Origin of the sequence: Actinopolymorpha pittospori (genome assembly GCF_014873875.1) — a bacterium.
GTDB classification, from domain to species: Bacteria; Actinomycetota; Actinomycetes; order Propionibacteriales; family Actinopolymorphaceae; genus Actinopolymorpha; species Actinopolymorpha pittospori.
The window spans coordinates 7,938,192-7,956,628 of record NZ_JADBEM010000001.1 but is presented as its reverse complement, the minus strand read 5'-3'; the positions used below and the strand labels follow the sequence as shown (position 1 = coordinate 7,956,628).

16 protein-coding genes are annotated in these 18,437 nt (G+C 71.2%); all 16 read left to right on the top strand.

Features of this window, described 5'->3' with window-relative positions:
- Window positions 1-453 precede the first annotated feature (453 nt).
- Complete coding sequence (gene mraZ, locus HEB94_RS37000; protein WP_192754150.1) at window positions 454-894, top strand: division/cell wall cluster transcriptional repressor MraZ; 441 nt, start codon at window positions 454-456, stop codon at window positions 892-894.
- A 273-nt stretch (window positions 895-1,167) separates the two neighbouring features.
- Window positions 1,168-1,368, top strand: coding sequence for a hypothetical protein (locus HEB94_RS36995; protein ID WP_192754149.1), 201 nt, complete (start codon window positions 1,168-1,170; stop codon window positions 1,366-1,368).
- Window positions 1,369-1,380: 12 nt separating this feature from the next.
- Entirely contained in the window at window positions 1,381-2,373 is a 993-nt protein-coding gene (rsmH, locus tag HEB94_RS36990) for a 16S rRNA (cytosine(1402)-N(4))-methyltransferase RsmH (protein WP_192754148.1), read from the top strand.
- Entirely contained in the window at window positions 2,370-3,023 is a 654-nt protein-coding gene (ftsL, locus tag HEB94_RS36985; RefSeq protein WP_192754147.1) for a cell division protein FtsL, read from the top strand. Before rsmH ends, ftsL begins: the two co-directional genes overlap by 4 nt.
- Window positions 3,020-5,152 (top strand): peptidoglycan D,D-transpeptidase FtsI family protein, encoded by a 2,133-nt coding sequence (locus HEB94_RS36980; RefSeq protein ID WP_238361733.1) that lies wholly within the window; start codon window positions 3,020-3,022, stop codon window positions 5,150-5,152. The genes ftsL and HEB94_RS36980 overlap by 4 nt, the downstream gene beginning before the upstream one ends.
- 154 nt (window positions 5,153-5,306) lie before the next feature.
- Window positions 5,307-6,884, top strand: a complete 1,578-nt coding sequence (locus tag HEB94_RS36975) for a UDP-N-acetylmuramoyl-L-alanyl-D-glutamate--2,6-diaminopimelate ligase (protein ID WP_475554659.1) — start codon at window positions 5,307-5,309, stop codon at window positions 6,882-6,884.
- 5 nt (window positions 6,885-6,889) lie between these two features.
- A complete protein-coding gene (locus tag HEB94_RS36970; RefSeq protein WP_202897661.1) occupies window positions 6,890-8,302 on the top strand; it encodes a UDP-N-acetylmuramoyl-tripeptide--D-alanyl-D-alanine ligase in 1,413 nt (470 codons plus the stop codon).
- Window positions 8,299-9,384: a phospho-N-acetylmuramoyl-pentapeptide-transferase gene (mraY, locus tag HEB94_RS36965; protein WP_192754144.1), complete on the top strand. Its 1,086-nt coding sequence runs from the start codon at window positions 8,299-8,301 to the stop codon at window positions 9,382-9,384. Before HEB94_RS36970 ends, mraY begins: the two co-directional genes overlap by 4 nt.
- The gene (gene murD / locus HEB94_RS36960) at window positions 9,381-10,832 is read left to right on the top strand and encodes a UDP-N-acetylmuramoyl-L-alanine--D-glutamate ligase (RefSeq protein WP_238361732.1); all 1,452 of its coding nucleotides are present in this window, start codon (window positions 9,381-9,383) and stop codon (window positions 10,830-10,832) included. Before mraY ends, murD begins: the two co-directional genes overlap by 4 nt.
- 52 nt (window positions 10,833-10,884) lie before the next feature.
- Complete coding sequence (gene ftsW, locus HEB94_RS36955) at window positions 10,885-12,144, top strand: putative lipid II flippase FtsW (RefSeq protein WP_192754142.1); 1,260 nt, start codon at window positions 10,885-10,887, stop codon at window positions 12,142-12,144.
- Window positions 12,145-12,148: 4 nt separating this feature from the next.
- On the top strand, window positions 12,149-13,261 hold the full coding sequence (gene murG, locus HEB94_RS36950) for an undecaprenyldiphospho-muramoylpentapeptide beta-N-acetylglucosaminyltransferase (RefSeq protein ID WP_192754141.1): 1,113 nt from the start codon (window positions 12,149-12,151) through the stop codon (window positions 13,259-13,261).
- Window positions 13,258-14,697 (top strand): UDP-N-acetylmuramate--L-alanine ligase, encoded by a 1,440-nt coding sequence (gene murC, locus HEB94_RS36945; RefSeq protein ID WP_192754140.1) that lies wholly within the window; start codon window positions 13,258-13,260, stop codon window positions 14,695-14,697. The genes murG and murC overlap by 4 nt, the downstream gene beginning before the upstream one ends.
- Window positions 14,694-15,449: a cell division protein FtsQ/DivIB gene (locus HEB94_RS36940; RefSeq protein WP_192754139.1), complete on the top strand. Its 756-nt coding sequence runs from the start codon at window positions 14,694-14,696 to the stop codon at window positions 15,447-15,449. The genes murC and HEB94_RS36940 overlap by 4 nt, the downstream gene beginning before the upstream one ends.
- A gap of 176 nt (window positions 15,450-15,625) precedes the next feature.
- Window positions 15,626-17,083, top strand: a complete 1,458-nt coding sequence (gene ftsZ, locus HEB94_RS36935; RefSeq protein ID WP_192754138.1) for a cell division protein FtsZ — start codon at window positions 15,626-15,628, stop codon at window positions 17,081-17,083.
- A 3-nt stretch (window positions 17,084-17,086) separates the two neighbouring features.
- A complete protein-coding gene (locus tag HEB94_RS36930) occupies window positions 17,087-17,842 on the top strand; it encodes a YggS family pyridoxal phosphate-dependent enzyme (protein WP_192754137.1) in 756 nt (251 codons plus the stop codon).
- Window positions 17,843-17,912: 70 nt separating this feature from the next.
- Entirely contained in the window at window positions 17,913-18,422 is a 510-nt protein-coding gene (locus HEB94_RS36925; protein ID WP_192754136.1) for a cell division protein SepF, read from the top strand.
- The last annotated feature ends 15 nt before the right edge of the window (window positions 18,423-18,437 follow it).

Genomic DNA, 18,437 nt, shown 5'->3' with positions numbered 1-18,437 from the left:
GCAAGACCGACTGTGAAACATCGTCAGCAACGACCGTACGTGCACGCCGGGGCGGCGTCCTCGTTCGGTGACAAATTACTCGTCCGCCTGCGGCAGTCGGTTCATCGGACAGGAAACGTTTCGCTCCCACGAGGCGTGCCGAGGGGGCTCACCACTTTCCCCCACGGATTCCCGAGCAGGTGTCGCCCACCTCTTGACGACCTCGGGTCGGACCGCTCCGAGGCCGGGCCGGAGGCGTTCGGCGGTGCTGGACCCGACCCCGCCGCCCCAGGGCGCTCCACCGGGCCCCCCGCTGTGCTCCCTTTCGCTCCACCCCCTCTGACCTGCGGCGTTGTCCATGTGACCGAGAAGGTCGAGGGAGCGCTTCGGGCAAGAATGGGTTGACGGTGGAGGGATGTGGGGTAAAGTGGCGGACAGTGGTGGAGAGCGGCACCCAGGGGGCTTCACGGGGAGGTGGCGGCCACGTTTCTCGGCACCCACACCCCGCGCCTCGATGAGAAGGGGCGGCTCTTCCTCCCAGCGAAGTTTCGGGACGAGCTGGCGGAGGGGCTTGTGGTCACGCGGGGGCAGGAGCGTTGTCTCTATGTCTGGCCGCTGGAGGAGTTCGGTCGGCTGACCGAACAGATGCGCCAGGCGCCGGTGACCAACAAGGCCGCCCGTGACTATCTGCGGATGCTCTTCGCCGGGGCGTCGGACGAGAAGCCAGACAAGCAGGGGCGGATCACGTTGCCGCCGATGCTGCGGCAGTACGCCGGGCTCGACCGTGACTGTGTCGTCATCGGCGCGATGAACCGGGTGGAGATCTGGGACGCCGAGGCCTGGGCCAGTTACTCCAGTGCCCAGGAGCAGGTGTTCTCCGAACTCAGCGAGGAGGTGCTACCGGGGATCCTCTGATCCTCCGACCTACACGCGACCCGCCGGCCGATCGGCCCAGAGATCGACCGGGAAACCGGCCCGGACCCGCGTGGCCCAGGCCCCGACGAAGCAGCAAACCGGTCAGCCCGGCTGACCGTAGGAACTTCCACCGAGCGATGTGGTCGTGCGGCGAGGTCTCCAGTCCGCTCTCCGCGCCTTCTGACGCACCTTCCCCGGCGCCAGACGGCGGTTTCCCCGGCGGGCGGGCGGGGACCTGGCCGCACGACGACGAACATGCAGTAAGGGGTCGACGTGAACCAACCGGCTCACGGCTACGACGGTGACCACGGAGGTCACCTGTCGTCAGGACCCCCACGCCCCCTGTCCGTCGAGAGTGGGCCCGCGCCGCTACGCGCCGAACTGTCCGCGCGCCTCGCCGTGATCGGCTTCACCCTCGCGGCCTGCACGGCGGTGTCCGTCATGCTCTCGGCCCTGCTGGTTCTTCCAGGCTGAGAGAGCGAACCCATGAATGCTGCTGCCGACGACTCCATCCATGTCTCGGTCCTCGCCGAACGCGTCGTCGCCCTGCTCGCTCCCGCCCTGTCCGATCCCGGCTCCGTCGTCGTCGACACCACGCTCGGGCTCGGTGGTCATGCCGAGGCCCTGCTCGACGCGTGTCCGGAGGCCAGGCTGGTCGGACTCGACCGCGACCCGCAGGCGCTCGCGGCCGCCGGTGAGCGGCTGGCGAGGTTCGGTGAGCGCGCGACCCTGGTCCACGCGGTGTACGACGAACTGCCGACGATCCTGGACCGGCTCGGGCACCACCAGGTGCGCGGCGTTCTCTTCGACCTCGGTGTCTCCTCCCTGCAGCTCGACGAGCCCTCCCGCGGCTTCGCCTACAGCCGTGACACCCCGCTCGACATGCGGATGGACCCGACGCAGGGACCCACGGCGGCGGACGTACTCAACACCTACCCGGCGGCGGAGCTGGCCCGGATCCTGCGGGTCTACGGCGAGGAGCGCTACGCCAGGCGGATCGCCGACGCCGTCGTACGCGAACGCACCCGGCAGCCGCTGACGACGAGCGGGCGCCTGGTCGACCTGCTGCGCGCGGCGATCCCCGCCTCGAACCGCCAGGTGGGGGGACATCCGGCCAAGCGCACGTTCCAGGCGCTGCGGATCGAGGTCAACGGTGAGCTCGCGGCCCTGGAGGGGGCGCTGCCGGCCGCCGTGGACCGCCTGGCCGTGGGCGGGCGGGTGGTGGTCCTGTCGTACCACTCGCTCGAGGACCGGTTGGTGAAGCGGACGTTGAGCGCCCTGGCGCAGCCCGACGTGCCGCCGGCCGTACCGGTCGTCCCAGCTGGTCACGAGGAGGTGCTGCGACTCCTCACGCGCGGCGCCGAGAAGCCCACGGCGGCGGAGGTGGAGTCGAACCCACGCGCGCAGTCGGCGCGGATGAGAGCAGCGGAACGGATTCGTGAGGGTCGCCTGTCGTCCAGCGGAGGGGGAGCTGTATGAGCGTCCTGGAGAGTCTTACGCGGCAGCAACCGCAGCGGGAGGTCAAGCCGCGAGAACGCTGGCTGCGGGTGGTCCCACGGCCGGAGGGGCAGCCGTCCCGGGCTCCGTTCGTCATCCTGGTCGTGGTGATCCTGAGCGCCGGCCTGATCGGACTGCTGCTGCTCAACACCACGGTGCAGCAGGGTGCGTTCACGATGCACGACCTGAAGTCGCGTACGACGATGCTGGAGGAACGCCAGGCGGCCCTCGAGCAACGCGTCGCCGCGCTCCGGGCGCCGGACAACCTCGCCAACCGCGCCGGAAAGCTCGGCATGGTTCCCAACACCAACCCGGTGTTCCTTCGGCTCAGCGACGGCGCGGTCCTCGGCGACGCCGTACCCGCGAAGGCCCCGGAGACGCCAAAGCCCCCGAAGGTCCCGCCGACCACCGGGGTGCCGGGCCAGCCTGGGACGGACCAGCCCGGGACGGACCAGACGGCCGGACAGCCCACGGGACAGACCCAGGACCAGGCGCCGGACGCGCCCACGGGGCAGACCGGCCAGTCGGGCGACCAGACGCCGACCGGTGACCAGGCGCCGACCGGTGACCAGGCGCCGACCGGTGACCAGGCGCCGACCGGTGACCAGGCGCCGGCGGGAGGTCAGCCATGACCGCGGCCGGCCCCCCGAAGCGCCCCGGACAGGGAGACGCCGCCGGCGGGGAGCGGCGTCAGGTGCCACGCAAGAAGCCGTCGCCCACTCGCCGGACCGACCCACCCGAGCCGCGCGCCCGCAAGGCCGGCGAGCGGGGGAGTGAGCCGACGTCGCGGCGAGGCACGGGCGACCGTCAGGCCGCGGGCCGGGCGGGCAGCGGCCGGGCCGGCAAGCCGCGGTCCGCCACGTCCGGCTCAGGTACGTCGCGATCCAAGCTCACCGCGTCGGCGTCCCCACGCGCCTCGCGTCGGCGTCCGCCGGACCCCGCGGGACTGGCCGGCCTGCGTCCCCGACCGGCCCGGGAGGCCCGGGTGGTCCGCCCCTCGCCCCGCCGGCCGGGACGGACGTTCCGACTCGGTGGATCCGACCGTCGACTGCGGGTCGGCTTCATCGTGGTGGCTTTCGTGATGTCGGTCTTCGCCGGCCGGCTGGTGCAGTTGCAGGGTTTCGACGGAGCCCAGTACGCCCACGCGGCGGTCCAGGAACGCATCAGCAAGGTCACCCTGCACGCGACCCGGGGGGAGATCACCGACGCCGCCGGCGTACCGCTCGCGACGACGGTGGACACCCTCGCGGTGACCGCTGACCCGAAGCTCACCCGGCCCAACGCCGTCCAGATCGCCGAGACCCTCGCGCCCGTGCTCAAGGTCGACTCCGCGGATCTGGTGCCGAAGCTGCGGACGCCGAACAGCCGGTTCGTCTACCTCGCCCGGAAGGTCCCGGCGGCGACCTGGAAGAAGGCGCGGGAGGCCCTTCGGACCGAAGGCCTCTCCGGCGGTGTCCTGACCGAGCCCGACCCGCTCCGGACCTACCCCTCCGGTGCGGTGGCCGCCAACATCGTGGGCTTCGTCGGGTCGGAGGGTAAGGGCCTGTCCGGCCTGGAGTACGCGCTCGACGACAAGCTGGCCGGCAAGGACGGCCACATGGTCTACGAGCGTGGCCTGAACGGCCAGCAGATCCCGCTCGCCAACAGCACCGAGCAGGATCCCGTGCCCGGCGCCAACGTCCGCCTCACGATCAACCGGGACGTTCAGTGGGCCGCCCAGAAGGCGATCACCGAACAGGTCCGGCGTACCAAGTCCAGGAGCGGCGACGCGATCGTGATCGACACCCGGACGGGTGAGGTGGTCGCGGCCGCGACGGCGCCGACGTTCAACCCGAACGCACCCACGAAGTCCACCGCGTTCGACCGCGTCAACCGTCCCCTGCAGGAGATGTACGAGCCCGGGAGCGTGGAGAAGGTGCTCACGGCCGCGTCCCTGATCGACGCGGGGTACGTGACGCCGGAGACCAGGATCCGCGTGCCGGGTAGCCTCGTCCGGGACGGGCGGCGGATCGGTGACTACTGGGACCACGGGACGATCAACCTGACGTTCGCCGGCGCGCTCGCGAAGTCCAGCAACGTCGGAACGATCCTGGCCGCCGAGCGGATGCCGATGCAGCTCCAGGAGGACTACCTGCGCAAGTTCGGGATCGGTCAGCCCACGGGCATCGGCCTCCCGGGTGAGGCCAAGGGGCTGCTCGCCGACGCCAAGGACTGGAACTCCCTGCGACGGGCGACGATCTCCTTCGGCCAGGGCCTGTCGGTGAACGCCATCCAGATGGCCTCGGCGGTGGCGACGGTGGCCAACGGCGGTGTACGGGTCGAGCCGAGCCTGGTGAAGGGCTTCGTCGACGACGAGGGGAAGCTGACGCCGAACCCCGCACCCAAGCGGACGCGGGTCGTGAGCGCCAAGGCGGCCAGCACGGTCGCCCAGATGATGGAGCAGGTCGTGCAGGGCGAGGACGCGCTGTCGAAGAAGGCGGCGATCCCCGGATACCGCATCGCCGGTAAGACCGGGACCGCGCAGCGTGCGGACTCCGACTGCGGTTGCTACCGCGGTTACACAGCGTCGTTCGCGGGTTTCGCTCCGGCGGACGCCCCGCGCTTCGTGGTCTATGTGGCCCTGCAGGATCCCAAGGGTGGCGACAACAGCGGAAGTGGTCTCGCCGCCCCCGTGTTCCACGACATCATGGCCTTCACCCTGCAGAAGTACGGCGTTCCCCCCACTGGGGCAACATCGCCCACGATGCCCCTCACCTGGTGAACCGGTCGGAGGCGATTTCTCTGTGTGACCGCTGTACTCTCACGCCCCAGACAGTCGTGCAAGGGGGACGCCGCTCCCGGTCATCCGGGCAGTAGCCGAGGTTCGCCGAAGGCCAGATACCGCGCGAAAGCTGATGGAGAGGGAGGAAGACGTCGTGGCCGTCCCCGCCACAGGTTCGACGACCCCGCGTCCGACGCATCCCCTTCGCCGGTCGCTGTCCGAGGTCGCGTCGCTGCTCGCCGTCGGGACGTCCGTCGATCGGCCCGACATCGCCGTCACGGGTGTCAGTCAGGACTCGCGGGCGGTCGTGCGGGGAGACCTGTACGTCGCCCGGCCAGGTGGGTCCTCCCACGGCGCCGCCTACGCCCAGACCGCGGCCCGGTCCGGCGCCGTCGCGGCCCTGACGGACCCGGCCGGTCGCGCGCCCTGCGAGGCGGCCGGCCTGCCGACGCTGGTGGTACCCGACCCCCATGCCGTACTGGGTGGGCTGTCGGCGTGGATCTACGGCTATCCCGCCCGCGACCTGCTGATGCTCGGGATCACCGGGACCAACGGCAAGACCACCACCGCACACCTCCTGGACGCGGCGCTGCGCCACGCCGGCCGGCACACGGGCCTGCTGGGGACGGTCGGCACCCGCATCGGCGACGAGCGGCTCGCGAGCGTACGCACCACGCCCGAGGCTCCCGACCTGCAGGCGCTCCTCGCGGTGATGCGCGAGCGTGGCGTCGACGCGGTGTCGATGGAGGTGTCCAGCCATGCCCTCGCCTACGGCCGGGTGGACGGGATCGGCTACGACGTGGCCGGCTTCACCAACCTCACCCAGGACCACCTCGAACTCCACGGTGACCTGGAGTCGTACTTCGCCGCGAAGGCCTCGCTCTTCACCCCGGAACGCGCCCGCGTCGGCGTGGTCAACCTCGACGACCCCTACGGCGTGCGACTCGCCGAGCACGCTCCGATCGAGGTCTCGACGTTCTCGGCCGCCGGTGCCGCCCAGGCCGACTGGCGGGCGGTGGGAGTCGAGCCGACGTCGGAGGGTGGCAGTCGCTTCCGGGTACTCGGACCGGGCGGCGTCGACGCCGAAGTCACCGTCGGCCTGCCCGGCGACTTCAACGTCGCGAACGCGCTGCTCGCCACCGCTGTCCTCGCCACGGCCGGTGTCCCACTCGACGAGTTCCTCCCCGCCTTCGCCTCCGCCAGCCTGCCGGGCCGGATGGAGCGCGTGCCCGGCGGCCAGGACTTCGTGGTGATCGTCGACTACGCGCACACCCCCGACGCCATCGCCGGAGTGCTCGACGCGTCCCGGCCGGCGACTCGTGGCCGGCTGATCGCGGTCATCGGCTGCGGCGGACAGCGCGACACCGGCAAGCGCCCCCTGATGGGTGCCGCCGCGGCCCGGCACGCCGACGTCGTGGTGATCACGGACGACAACCCGCGCTCGGAGGATCCGGGCGCGATCCGGGCCGCCGCCCTCGCCGGCGCCCACACCGTTCCCGCCGCGGAACGCGGGGAGATCGCCGAGATCGGTGACCGGCGGGAGGCCATTCGGCACGCCGTCCGGTCCGCCCGGCCCGGCGATACGGTGCTGGTCCTGGGCAAAGGCCACGAGCAGGGGCAGGAGATAGCCGGGGTGGTCCACCCATTCGACGACCGGATCGTCGTGCAGGAGGTGCTTGCGGAGATGTCCGACACGATGGCGGCTGCCGAACGGAAGGGTGCCGACTGTTGATCGGGATGACACTCGCGCAGATCGCGGAAGCGGTCGGCGGTGAGCTGTACGAAGCGGCGGCAGACGCGATGGTCACGAGGCCCGTGGTCGCCGACTCGCGGGCGGCCGAGCCCGGCGGGCTGTTCGTCGCCGACGGCGCCGGCCACGACTTCGCCGCGGACGCCGTGGGCAGGGGAGCGGTCGCGGTGCTCGCCAGCCGCCCGTTGCCGGGCCTGCCGTGCGTCGTGGCGCCCGCGGCCGAGGGCGGCGCACGCCGGGTGGACGCCTCCGTGGTGGCCCTGGGCCGGCTGGCCCACGCGGTGCTCGAGCGGCTGACCGATGTCACCGTCGTGGCCGTCACCGGCTCACAGGGCAAGACGACGACCAAGGACCTGCTCGCACAGGTGCTCTCGGCCGCCGGGGAGACCGTGGCGCCGAAGGGCTCGCTGAACGACGAACTCGGCATGCCGCTCACGGCCCTGCGAGCCGACGAACAGACCCGCTTCCTGGTGCTGGAGATGGGCGCCAAGGGCCTGGGCCACATCCGCTACCTCACCGAGATCGCTCGGCCGGACATCTCCGTCGTCCTCAACGTCGGCCTCGCCCACCTCGGCGGGTTCGGCGGCAAGGAGGTGACGGCCCGGGCCAAGGGCGAGCTGGTGGAGGCCCTGCTCGACGACGGCGTCGCGGTTCTGAACGCCGACGACCCGCTGGTCGCGGCGATGGTGACCCGCACCACCGCGCGGACGGTCCTCGTGGGCGAGTCCGCCGCGGCGACCGTACGCGCCGAGAAGGTGCGGCTCGACGGTGCCGGTCGGGCGACGTTCGAGCTGGTGACCCCGGACGGCACGGCCGAGGTCGCGCTCGGCCTCGTCGGCCGCCACCACGTGGCCAACGCCCTGTCGGTGGCCGCCGTCGGACTCGCGGTGGGCATGGACCTCGCGACGGTGGCCGGCCGGCTCTCGAGCGCGGTCGCGCTGTCCCGGTGGCGGATGGAGGTCACGGAGCGTCCTGACGGCGTGACGATCGTCAACGACGCCTACAACGCCAACCCCGACTCGATGCGGGCCGCCCTCGAGACCCTGCCGGTGCTCGCTCGTGGCCGGCGTTCCTGGGCCGTTCTCGGCGAGATGCTCGAGTTGGGGGAGGCGTCGGCGGAGGAGCACGAGGGGATCGGCAGACTTGCGGTGCGGCAGGGCGTGTCCCGGCTGCTGGTGGTGGGTGAGGGTGCCCGCGCGATCGAGCGTGGCGCCCGCAGCGAAGGACTGTCTGGAGAGGAGTCGGTCTTCGTGCCGGACGCCGATCATGCGCTCGCGCTCCTGGAGCGGGAGCTTCGTGCCGGTGACGTGGTGTTGGTGAAGTCGTCGAGGGACGCCGGGCTGCGCCACCTCGGCGACGCGCTGCGCCAGGAAGCCCGGACGGTGGAGGGCGGCGCGTGAAGGCCATCCTCCTCGCGGGCGGGGTCTCCCTGCTGATCGCACTTCTCGGTACGCCGGTGGCGATCCGGATTCTTGCCGCACGGGGGTACGGCCAGATCATTCGCGACGACGGTCCGACCTCGCACCACACGAAGCGGGGCACGCCCACCATGGGCGGCGTCGTGATCATCGTGGCGGCAGTCCTCGGCTACGTCGCCGCGCACCTGTTCACCTGGCGGCTGCCGTCGGCGTCAGGGGCGCTGGTACTCCTGCTGATGGTCGGCCTCGGCCTGGTCGGGTTCCTCGACGACTACCTCAAGGTCTCCCGGCAGCGCAGCCTCGGCCTGCGGGCCAAGACCAAACTCGCCGGTCAGACGTCGGTCGCGGTGATCTTCGGCATCCTGGCCCTGCAGTTCCCCGACAACCGAGGGGTCACGCCGGGTTCGCCGTTCATCTCCTTCATCCGCGACATCAAGATCGAGTGGCTCGAACTCGGCTCGATCGCGTTCGTGGTGTGGGTGCTCTTCCTCATCGCCGCGACGTCGAACGGCGTGAACCTCACCGACGGGCTGGACGGCCTCGCCACCGGTGCGTCCGTGATGGTGTTCGCGGCCTACACCCTGATCTGCGTCTGGCAGTTCAACCAGGCCTGCTTCAACCAGCCGACGGCCAAGTGTTACGAGGTGCGCGACCCGTACGACCTCGCCGTGGTGGCGTTCGCGGTCACCGCGGCCTGTTTCGGCTTCCTGTGGTGGAACGCCTCACCAGCCAAGATCATCATGGGTGACACGGGCGCCCTCGCCCTCGGTGGCGGGGTGGCCGCCTTCGCGATCGTCACCCGCACCGAGCTCCTGCTCATCGCCATCGGCGGGCTGTTCCTCATCGAGGTGGCCTCGGTGATGCTGCAGACCGGCTTCTTCAAGTTCACCCGATGGCGCACCGGCACGCCCCGACGGATCTTCCGGATGGCACCGATCCACCACCACTTCGAGCTCAAGGGGTGGAACGAGGTCACGATCGTGATCCGGTTCTGGATCATCTGTGGCATCTGCGTGGCGGGCGCGATCGGAATCTTCTACGCCGAATGGGTGGCGGGCACATGAGCACTCCCGACTGGCTGGAAACAGCGAACCGGCACTCGCCCTGGCCGAGCCTCGACGCGCTCGTCACCGGGATCGGGGTCTCCGGATACTCCGCCGCGGCCGGCCTGCTCAGCGTGGGCGCCCAGGTCACCGTGGTCGACGAGCGTGACGGCGACGCCGAACGCGAGAAGGCGACCATCCTCGAGACGCTCGGCGCCGACGTCCGCCTCGGGCCCGGGGCGAGCGCCGCGACACCCCGCCCGGTCGACGTCGTGGTGACCTCGCCGGGCTGGCGGCCGGACGCGCCGATCCTCGCGGAGGCCGCGGCGACCGGCGTCCCGATCTTCAGCGAGATCGACCTGGCGCTGCGACTGCGCGACCCGGAGCGTCCCGCTCCCTGGCTCGCCCTGACCGGCACCAACGGCAAGACCACGACCGTGGGGATGCTCGCCTCGATCCTGCGGGCGGGCGGCCTGCGGGCCGCCGCGGTGGGCAACATCGGTGAGCCGGTCGTCGATGCCGTCCTCGACCCGGATCCCTACGACGTCCTGGCCGTCGAGCTGTCGAGCTTCCAGCTGCACTGGTCCAGGCGGCTGTCGCCACGCGCCGCGGCGGTGCTCAACGTCGCCCCCGACCACCTGGACTGGCACGCCTCACTCGCGGAGTACGCCGCCGACAAGGGCAAGATCTACGAGGGTTGCGAGATCGCCTGCGTCTACAACGTCGCCGACGCCGCCACCGAGGAGCTCGTGCGGGAGGCCGACGTCGTCGAGGGCTGCCGGGCGGTCGGCTTCACCGCCGGTATCCCCGCGGTGGGCATGCTCGGTGTGGTCGACGGGGTACTCGCCGACCGGGCCTTCGTCGAGCAACGCCAGACCTCCGCCGCGGAGCTGTGCACTGTCGCGGACCTGCCGTCGTCGGCCCCGCACAACGTGGCCAACGCGCTCGCCGCGGCGGCTCTCGCCCGTGCCCACGGCGTCCGCCCGGGCGCGGTGCGCGCGGGTCTGATGGGCTTCGCGCTGGAGCCGCACCGGATCCAGCAGGTGGCCGAGATCGACGGCGCCACCTACGTCGACGACTCCAAGGCGACGAACGCCCACGCCGCCCTCGCCTCCCTCATGGCCTACGACCCCGTCGTCTGGATCGCCGGCGGGCTCGCCAAGGGCCAGGACTTCGACGATCTCGTACACGCCGTCAAGGACCGACTGCGGGGCGTGGTGCTGCTCGGTCGCGACCGCCAACTGATCTCCGACGCACTCGCGCGACACGCGCCCGAGGTCCCCGTCATGGAGGTCGCCGACGGCGAGACTGAGGTGATGGATCGCGTCGTGGCGCACGCGCGTCAGCTGGCCAGGCCAGGCGACACCGTGCTGCTCGCGCCCGGCTGCGCATCCTTCGACCTCTTCGCGAGCTACGGCGCTCGTGGCGACGCGTTCGCCGCGGCGGCGCGACGGCTTGCCAGGGGGTGACCCGCAGCGGCTGACGGGAGGGCCCGCTCTTGCGTACACCCACGGACGTCTCGTGACCACCGCCACACCGGGGGCACAGGACCGCGAAGGTGGGCTCGACAGGTCCGGCTGGCTGGCCGAGCTACGCAGATCGCTGGACCGGCCGCTCACGTCGTACCACCTGATCATCGGCGTCAGCGGCCTGCTGCTGGCACTCGGCGTGGCCATGGTGCTCTCGGCGTCGAGCTACGACTCGCTGGAGACCTACGGCAACTCCTACACGATGGCCCTGCGCCAGTTGTTGTGGGTCGCGGCCGGCGTTCCGCTCGCCTTCCTCGCGACCAGGCTGCCGCTTCGGTTGCTCCGCGCCTGCACGTACCCGATGATGATCGTCGCCTTCGTGCTGCTCGCACTCACCTTCACACCGCTCGGGGTGGAGGTCAGCGGCAACCGCAACTGGCTGTCCTTCGGCGGTCCGTTCATGCTGCAGCCGAGTGAGGCGGCGAAGCTGGCGCTGGTCCTGTGGGGCGCCGACGTGCTCGCCCGCAAGGAGAAACTGCTCGAGCAGTGGAAGCACCTCGTCGTGCCGTTCGTGCCCGGCTCGGCGCTCGTCCTCGCGCTGGTGCTCGGCCAGCGTGACCTCGGCACCTCGCTGGTGTTGTTCTCCCTCGTCCTGGTGTTGCTCTTCGTGGTCGGGATGCCACTGCGTTTCTTCGGGATCTTCGTCGCGGGGGTCGGCCTGCTCGTCACCTACCTGGCCGTGACCAGTTCGGTCCGGATGAACCGCCTCACGAGCTTCCTTGACCCGTTCGCCGACTACCGGAACACCGGCTGGCAGGCGGCGCACTCGCTGTTCGGGCTCGGTACCGGCGGCTGGTGGGGGGTCGGGATCGGGAACAGCAGGGAGAAATGGGGCTGGCTGCCGGAGGCCCACACCGACTTCATCTACGCCGTGATCGGGGAGGAACTCGGCCTGGTCGGCACGTTGATCGTGCTCGGCCTGTTCCTCACCCTCGCCTACGTCGGGATTCGGGTGGCGCTGCGGACGCGGGACACTTTCACCCGATTGGCCACCGCGGGAATCGTCGGCTGGCTGACCGCCCAGGCACTGGTCAACATGGGCGCGGTCCTGGGTCTGCTGCCCATCACCGGTATCCCGCTGCCCCTCGTGTCATACGGTGGGTCCGCCATGCTTCCGACCCTGTTCGCGCTCGGCCTGCTCGTTTCGTTCGCGCGGAACGAGCCAGGGGCCCGTGCCGCGCTCGCCGAGCGGGCCGCGTCCAGGGCGGCCGCCAGGGCCAGGAGCACCAAGGGTCGCAGCAAAGAAGGGTGAGCTAGTGCACGTCGTTCTCGCCGGCGGGGGCAGTGCCGGCCATGTCAGTCCGGCTCTCGCCCTCGCCGCCGCGCTACGTAGGGCCGACCCGGAGGTCGGCCTGACCTTCCTCGGCACCGAGGAGGGCCTGGAGTCGAGGTTGGTCCCGGCCGCGGGTTACGAGCTGGCGCTGATTCCGCGGGTGCCACTGCCCCGCGACCTCACCCCCCGCCTCCTCACCGTGCCTGGTCGGCTCGCGGGCGCGGTGCGCGCCGCCGCGACCGTCATCCAGCGGGTGAACGCGGACGTGGTGGTGGGGCTCGGCGGTTACGTCGCCATGCCCGCCTACCTCGCGGCGCGCCGGCTGAAGGTTCCCGTGGTCGTGCACGAGCAGAACGCCCGGCCCGGCATCGCCAACCGGTTCGCGGCCAGGTTCGTCACCTCCGAGGTGGCGGTGAGCTTCCCCGCGACTCCGCTGCGCCACGCCAACTTCGTCGGGCTGCCGATCCGTCGGGAGATCGCGACACTGGACCGGCTCGCCCGACGCCAGGAGGCTCGGGCGGCCTTCGGGCTCGATCCCGAGCGTCCGTGTCTCCTCGTGACCGGGGGCTCTCAGGGCGCCCTGCGCCTCAACCAGGCGGTCTCCGCCGCCGCGGCGGCCCTCGCGCAGGCCGGAGTCCAGGTGCTTCACGCCACCGGTCCCCGCAACGTCGTCGAACCCGAGCGACCGGAGGGCGCGCCGCCCTACGTCGCGGTCCCCTACATCGATCGAATGGACCTGGCCTATGCTGCCGCCGACCTCGCGATCGTCCGGGCCGGCGCCAACACGGTGACCGAGCTCGCGGCGGTCGGGCTGCCGGCCGTCTTCGTGCCCTACCCGGTCGGAAACGGCGAGCAGCGCTTCAACGCGCAACCCGTGGTCGACGCCGGAGGCGGGCTCCTCGTCGACGACGCGGCACTCACTCCCGAGTGGGTGCGCGAGCACGTCGTCGGGCTGGTCACGGATGCTGACCGGCTCGCCACGATGGCCAAGGTCGCTTCCGATCTGATGCCCGCGGATGCCGACGACCGGCTCGCCGAGCTGGTCCGTTCGGTCGCCACCAGCACTCGAGGGAACGCCGGAAAGGGTGCCCGATGATCGTTCCTCCCCCGTCGGAGCTGATCCCCGCGGAGAAGCTCGGCCATGTCCACTTCGTCGGTATCGGCGGCGCGGGCCTGTCCGGCATCGCCCGGATCATGGTCGCCCGCGGGATCACCGTGAGTGGCAGTGACGCCAAGGACTCCCGCACCATCACCGCGCTCCGCGCACTCGGCGCCACCTGCTACGTCGGGCACGACCCCGCGCAGGTCAACGGCGCGGACACGGTGGTCGTGTCGACCGCGATCAAGGAGACCAACCCCGAGGTGGTCGAGGCCCGCCAGCGCGGGTTGCTGCTCTACTCCCGCGCGGCCGCGCTGTCCTCGATCATGGACGGCCGCCGGGTGGCCGCGGTCTCCGGCGCGCACGGCAAGACGACCACGTCCTCGATGCTCGCCGTGGCGCTCCAGCACTGCGGCGCCGACCCGTCGTTCGCGATCGGCGGCAACTTCAACGACACCGGTACGAACGCCCACGACGGCACCGGCAGCATCTTCGTGGTCGAGGCCGACGAGTCCGACCGGGCGTTCCTGCAGTACTCGCCGGAGGTGGCGGTCGTCACCAACGTCGACCCCGACCACCTCGACATGTACGACTCGCCCGCCGACTACCACCAGGCCTTCGACGCCTTCGTGGACCGGATCGTCCCGGGCGGCTGCCTGGTCGCGTGCATCGACGATCCCGGTGCCCGCCGGCTCGCCGCCGACTCCCGCGCCCGCGGTGTCGACGTGCACACCTACGGCGAGGCGGAGGACGCCGACGTACGCATCGACGCCGTTTCGGTGCAGCCGCTCAGCTCGAGCTTCGAGGTCGTGGTGCACGGTCGCCGGCAGGGCCGCATCGACGTGCACGTGGCCGGACGACACCACACGTGGAACGCCGCGGCCGCCTACGCCGCCGGACTCGCGCTCGGGTTCCCCTCCAGCGAGCTGCGCGAGGGTCTTTCGAGCTACACCGGTACCCGGCGCAGGTTCGAGTACAAGGGCGCGGCGGGCGGCGTACGCGTCTACGACGACTACGGCCACCACCCGACCGAGATGCTGGTCAACCTCCGAGCCGCCCGCGGGGCGGTGGGAGACGGTCGGGTCATCGTGTGCTTCCGGCCGCTGCGTCACACCCGGACGCAGTTCTTCTTCCGTGAGCTCGGTGAGGCCCTCGGCCTGGCCGACGAGGTGATCCTGATGGATCCCACCGGCGACGACCCCATCCCGGGCGTCACCGGCGCGTTGATCATCCCGCACATCCCGCTGCCACCCGAACGCATCGTCTACGAGCGTTCCTGGTCGGCGGCTCCGGTCCGGGTGGCCGAACGCGTTCGCCCTGGCGACCTGGTGCTCACCCTCGGCGCGCCTGACGTGGCCCTGGTCGGTCCGGAGGTGCTGGAGTTGATCGGTGACCAGCTCGAGTCGGAGAGCGAGTCGGGTGCGGTCGGATGACCACGGGGGTCTCACCGTCCTCGGCGCGTAGGTTCGAGCGCCGGCGGCGGTCGGGTCGACTGCTCCGGATGCGTCCGCTGTTGGTGCTCGCCGGACTCGTCGTGCTGGTCGGTGTCGGTGTGTGGGTCGTGGGGTTCTCCAGCCTGCTCGACACCCGGACGGTGGCGGTCCAGGGCGTGACGACGGCCTCGGGCCTGACCGTCGCGCAGGTGCGGGCAGCCGCGGAGGTCCCCCTTCGTCGCCCGCTCGCGCGCCTCGACCTCGACGCCGTGCGGACCCGGATCGTCGCCCAGCTTCCGCCGGTGAAGGACGCCACCGTGACCCGGTCCTGGCCGCACGAGGTGCGGGTCACGGTCACCGAACGCAAGGGTGTCGCGGTGTGGCGCGACGGCGCGACGTACCGGCTGCTCGACGCCGAAGGTGTCGCGTTCCGCACTCTTGCCAGTGCGGGGCGCGCGCTACCGGTGGTCCAGTTGCCGGCGACGCCGACGAGCCCGGCCCGGGCGGAGGAACTCCGCGTCTCCGGTGCGACGGTGTCGGCCGCGCTGCCGAAGAAGCTCGTCGCCCGGCTCCGAACGGTGCAGGTGGCGACGCCGGACTCCATCAGCCTGCGGCTGGCCGACGGCGTGACGGTGTTCTGGGGGAGTGCGGAGGAGTCGAAGGCCAAGGCGCGTGTTCTCGACGCGCTGCTGCCGCGGAAGGCGAGGGTCTACGACGTGAGCGTTCCGACCTTCCCGACGACCCGGGCGTGAGGACGCGAACCAAGGAACGCCGCGGCTCCGGCGTGTTGCGTTGAATCACCCGCGGCGCCTTCCGTACCTTGCATCTCAGGCCGAGGTTGACATAACTATAACCCTTTACTTGAGGATGAGGGTTAAGTTCGTCGCCTTCCATGGTCGAGAGAAATGTCTACCGAGAGGCGAGCGTCGTGGCGGCACCGCAGAACTACCTCGCGGTCATCAAGGTCGTCGGAATCGGCGGCGGAGGTGTCAACGCGGTCAATCGGATGATCGAGGTCGGCCTCAAGGGCGTCGAGTTCATCGCGATCAACACCGACGCGCAGGCGCTCCTCATGAGCGACGCCGACGTGAAGCTCGACATCGGCCGGGAACTCACCCGGGGGCTTGGCGCGGGCGCCAACCCCGATGTCGGCAACAAGGCGGCCGAGGACCACTCGGAGGACATCGAGGAGGTGCTCAAGGGCGCTGACATGGTGTTCGTGACCGCCGGCGAGGGTGGCGGCACCGGCACCGGTGGCGCGCCCGTCGTCGCGCGCATCGCGCGCTCCCTCGGTGCCCTCACGATCGGCGTGGTGACGCGGCCCTTCGCGTTCGAGGGCAGGAAGCGCGCCGGCCAGGCCGAGGAGGGCATCAACGCCCTCCGCGACGAGGTCGACACCCTCATCGTCATCCCCAACGATCGGCTGCTGTCGATCAGCGACCGTCAGGTCAGCGTGCTCGACGCGTTCAAGCAGGCCGACCAGGTGCTTCTCCAAGGTGTGTCCGGCATCACCGATCTCATCACCACCCCGGGGCTGATCAACCTCGACTTCGCCGACGTCAAGAGCGTGATGTCCAACGCCGGCTCGGCCCTGATGGGCATCGGCTCGGCCCGCGGGGAGAACCGCTCCGTGGCCGCGGCGGAGATGGCGATCTCGAGCCCGCTGCTCGAGGCCTCCATCGACGGTGCCCACGGCGTACTCCTGTCCATCGCCGGCGGATCCGACCTGGGCCTGTTCGAGATCAACGAGGCGGCCCAGCTCGTCTCCGGAGCCGCACACGCCGACTCCAACATCATCTTCGGCGCGGTGATCGACGACGGCCTCGGAGACGAGGTGCGCGTCACGGTCATCGCGGCCGGCTTCGACGGCGGGATGCCGCGGCGCCGGCAGGCCGAGGCGACCAGCGCCGGTGGGCAGGCGCCCGCGAGCAGCCCGAGCTCCCCGGGTGTGCCGGTGACGCCCCCGGGGCGTCGACCGGGCGAGCTGAGCCGCCCGCAGCCGGTCCCCCCGCCGGCACAGCCCACGCCCCAGCCCGTCTCGGAGGCGTCGCGGACCGCGCCGACACACTCGCAGCCCGAGGCCCAGCCGACCCGCGAGCCGGTCTCCAACGGAAACCACCCGGCCGCGTCGGCCTCCTCGCCCAGCACCCCGGCCAGCCGGCCGTCCTCCGGGCAGTCCGACCTCGCGGCGCAGACCCAGGAGCTACGTCAGCGGCTGCTCGGCAACTCCGCGGGGCGACCGGGTGACAGCAGGCCGGGTGAGCGGACGCAGCGTTCCGACTCCAACGGCTCGGGCTCCTACCAGTTCCCGACCGTGACCCCGCGGCCGGCGCGGCGCCCCTCCGACGAGGGCGACGACCTCGACATCCCCGACTTCCTCAAGTAAGGGATGCCCTGCCCTGACGTGTACTCCGACGCCTCGCGGCCGTCGGAGCCCGACGCCGGGAGCGCCGAACATCGGCGCTCCCAACTGGCGGCGAACCTCACCGTCGTGCGGGACCGGATCCAGCGGGCCTGTGAACGGGTAGGCCGCGATCCCGGCGAGGTCTCCCTCGTCGGGGTCACCAAGACGTTCCCTGCCTCCGACGTACGGCTTCTCGCCGGGCTCGGTGTGCGGGACATCGGCGAGAACCGCCACCAGGAGGCCGAGGCGAAGGCGGCGGCGTGCGCCGACCTCGACCTCACCTGGCACTTCGTCGGGCAACTCCAGGTCAACAAGGCGCGTGCCGTGGTGCGGTACGCCTCGGTGATCCACTCCGTCGACCGGCTTCGTCTGGTCACCGCCCTGGGGCGCGCCGCGACCGACCTCGAGCGGTCGGTGCGCTGCCTGGTCCAGGTCGACCTCGCGGGCGAGACCGGCCGCGGCGGTGTCGGGCCGGCGGAAGCGGTCGAGATGGCTGACGTCGTGAGCGTGACACCCGGGCTCGAACTCGCCGGAGTGATGGCCGTGGCACCGCTCGGTGTTCCGCCCGGACCCGCGTTCGCCCGGCTGGCGGAGGTCGCCGCCGCGGTCCGAGCCCGACACGCCGAAGCGACGTGGATCTCTGCGGGGATGAGCGGAGACCTGGAGGCAGCGGTCGAACACGGCGCGACACACGTACGGGTTGGGCGTCGCTTACTAGGTGAGCGCCCCAGCAACCGGTAGCGTCGGCGCCGGACGGGGAAACTCAAATGGCTCGGCCCGTCGCAGCTGACAGCGGAAGGCGAGAGGTCACATGGCCGGCGCTATGCGCAAAGTCGCGGTGTACCTCGGTCTCGTAGAAGACCAGGGCCGCTACGACGACGAGTACGACGGTGCCTACGAGGGCGACTTCGAGGCTGAGGACGGCTACCCCACCACCCGGCCCGCCCCGCAGCAACAGCAGCCCGCGCAGGAGGAGCGCGCCGCCAACGTCGCGGCGTTCCCTGACCGGCGTCGGGTCCAGGTGGCGCCGGAGGTCTCGGAGATGTCCCGCATCACGACGCTGCATCCGCGTACCTACAACGACGCACGGCTCATCGGCGAACACTTCCGCGACGGCACGCCGGTCATCATGAACCTCACCGGCATGGACGACTCCGACGCCAAGCGGCTGGTCGACTTCGCCGCCGGGCTGATCTTCGGGCTGCGGGGGAGCATCGAGCGCGTCACCGCCAAGGTGTTCCTTCTCTCGCCCGCCAACGTCGTCGTTCGGGCCGAGGACAAGGAACGCATGGCCGAAGCCGGCTTCTTCAACCAGAGCTGACTGCTTGCGGAGACG